This window comes from Microcystis sp. M53602_WE12 (assembly GCF_030065455.1).
GTDB lineage: Bacteria > Cyanobacteriota > Cyanobacteriia > Cyanobacteriales > Microcystaceae > Microcystis > Microcystis aeruginosa.
Map to the genome: position 1 here is coordinate 1 of NZ_JASJFB010000597.1, position 2,734 is coordinate 2,734.

Genomic DNA, 2,734 nt, shown 5'->3' on the forward strand with positions numbered 1-2,734 from the left:
TAGGAAAGCATGGGGATGAAGGTATGATAGCGAGATATGTAAAAGAACAAGATAAAGAATACCTGCAGCTACACCAAAATCTACAATTGAGTCTATTTTGATTCTGATACCCCGTCCGCTTGCGGCGGGGTAGTTCATTTTTAGATGATTTTGGTGTGGTTTGTCATGGCAGTAAGGAAGAGGTGATGCTCGGCAATACTTTGTTATGCTTGATTATGATCAATTATTGTTATGTAGAGGAATGGTAGGCTGATTTTACGTTTGCTCATAGGTAGTGATACTAAATCTGGTTATTAAAAGTGGCATTTAATAAACCTCTTGCATAATTAATTTTTGAGGCTTCAAAAACGGCAAAAACAAGGATTAAATTACATAAAATCTGTAAATAGACCGTTTAATTGATTATTATTCATTCTTAATTCTCCTGACTCCTGACGACCGGCTACTGACTCCTAACCCTAACAACAATTTTTGATTTTTACAAGAGGTCTAATATACAAGACTTTGATTGTTGATAGCTTACTGGTATAATACTGGAGCGCACTGGTAGGGTTAACTTCCAGTACCATCGTTACCGAAACCCGATCGAACGATGGTGACAGGAGATCAGTTAATGATCAAAATTGAAAATCTTAAGCTAATTGTCAAAAATTATGGCCGCTGAAATTATTTGTGTAGGAACGGAATTATTATTAGGGGATATAGTTAATACTAACGCCCAATATTTAGCCCTAGAATTGGCAAAATTAGGCATTCCCCATTATTATCAAACGGTGGTGGGGGATAATGTAGAAAGACTGAAAAAAGCGATCGCTATTGCCCGAGAACGTTCTTCAATTTTAATTTTTACCGGGGGACTGGGACCGACTCCCGACGATTTAACCACAGAAACAATCGCCGATTTTTTCCAAACGCCCCTCAGAGAAGATAAAGAGATTTTAGCGGAAATCGAGGCTAAATTTACGAGTTTAGGGCGAGAAATGCCTCCTAGTAACAGTAAACAGGCTTTAATACCTGTGGGAGCCGATTTTTTGCCAAATCCGACCGGAACCGCCCCCGGCATGATCTGGCAACCAGAGACTAACGTAACTATTCTCACTTTCCCCGGAGTACCCTCAGAAATGAAGAGAATGTGGGTAGAAACGGCCATTCCCTACCTAGAAAGTCAAGGATGGGGCAAAGAGAGGATTTATAGTCGTTCTCTGAAATTTCGCGGTATCGGTGAGTCAGCTTTAGCGGAAAAAGTTGTCCATTTATTTGATCTGACTAATCCCACCGTTGCCCCCTATGCTGGTTTAGGCGAAGTGCGTTTGCGAATTGCGACGAAAGCCCCTTCTTTACAGGCTGCTTTGCAGGTAATTGAACCGGTAGCGACGGAAATTAAGGAAATCGCCGGATTAGATTATTTTGGGGCTGATGATGATACTTTACCTGCGGTGGTGGGGGAACTTTTGCGGCGGCAAAAACAAACTTTGAGTGTGGCAGAATCCTGTACTGGAGGGGGATTAGGGGAAATTATCACCCAAATCGCCGGCAGTTCCGATTATTTTGGGGGTGGGGTTATTTCCTACGATAATCGGGTAAAAGTTGCCCTCTTAGACGTAAATGAAGGGGATTTAACTAATTTCGGGGCTGTCAGTGCCATTATTGCCCAACAGATGGCGCTAGGGGTGCAAAAACGCCTCGCTACGGATTGGGGGATCAGTATCACGGGTATTGCCGGACCAGGAGGAGGCAGTGAGACAAAACCCGTGGGCCTAGTTTATATCGGTTTAGCCAGTCCTGACGGAAATGTCACCGTATCAGAGCATCGTTTCGGAGAAAATCGAGATCGCTTGACTATTCGCCAGATTAGTGCTTATACCGCCCTCGATCGCCTACGCCGGAATTTATTAACAATATCTTAAAAAAGAATTGCCAAGAATATATACTCAGACTAAAAAGTTATGTTAAGCTTAATATAAATACAAGATATAGATTCCCCCGCTCGTCAGATTTAACAGCCAAACGATGAAAATCAGTTAAAATTCTCCAGAATCAAGCTGTTGCGGGGATCAATCGACGAAAACTCATAGCTAGTATCTCAAAGGAGCCATTTGGTCAATGGACTATTTAGATGAAGTGATAGACAAGTTGAGAGAATGGGCGCGCAAACTAATCGAGAGTGTTTTTGGTCCGGAACCCGAACCCGAACCCGAACTAATCCCGATCCCCGTGCGCGATCACAGTCGATAAAGCCACCGGTAAAACAGAATATTGCGATAATATCAGTGCAAACTTACTATGAGTCTGCACTTGATTTTTGCCTGAAGCCAAGCCTAGCTTAGAGCAGGCTGAATAAATCTAAAATTTAGACTTTTTGGAAATCAAAAAGTACCAGATATGGGAGTAAGCGGGGGTAAAATTCAGGTAATTTTTTCCTAAAAATTAGGTAGGGTTTGCTGAATAAATCTAAAAACCTTGTTAGATAAGGCTTTTAGACTTTTTTCCCTCAAAAAGTGTTGACCATTGGAGTGATCCGGGGTAAAATCCCTGGACTTTTTCCCTGAAAATTAGGTAACTGACTACCTCAAAATCGGTAAAACCCCACACCCCACACCCTGCCCCCAGGAAAAGCTTTTTCAGCAAACCCTAATTATTGCTACTATGGCAAGAGTGCTTCTTGCCTGACTTCCACCAGAAGTCTGTTTTTACCTTCGGGAATTGTCAAAACCGAGATGTAGTTACTCATTGA

2 protein-coding genes and 1 pseudogene are annotated in these 2,734 nt (G+C 42.1%); all 3 read left to right on the forward strand.

The features are described from left to right. A pseudogene (locus PX482_RS28145) lies at window positions 1-101 on the forward strand (IS200/IS605 family transposase); the annotation flags it as partial. A gap of 552 nt (window positions 102-653) precedes the next feature. Then, window positions 654-1,907, forward strand: a complete 1,254-nt coding sequence (locus PX482_RS18945) for a competence/damage-inducible protein A (protein WP_288027240.1) — start codon at window positions 654-656, stop codon at window positions 1,905-1,907. A gap of 196 nt (window positions 1,908-2,103) precedes the next feature. Then, window positions 2,104-2,235, forward strand: coding sequence for a hypothetical protein (locus tag PX482_RS18950; protein ID WP_002757361.1), 132 nt, complete (start codon window positions 2,104-2,106; stop codon window positions 2,233-2,235). The last annotated feature ends 499 nt before the right edge of the window (window positions 2,236-2,734 follow it).

Bases quoted from the DNA above. Each gene is read 5' to 3' on its own strand.
- PX482_RS18945 (WP_288027240.1), top strand. From the start codon at position 654: ATGGCCGCTGAAATTATTTGTGTAGGAACGGAATTATTATTAGGGGAT.
- PX482_RS18950 (WP_002757361.1), top strand. From the start codon at position 2,104: ATGGACTATTTAGATGAAGTGATAGACAAGTTGAGAGAATGGGCGCGC.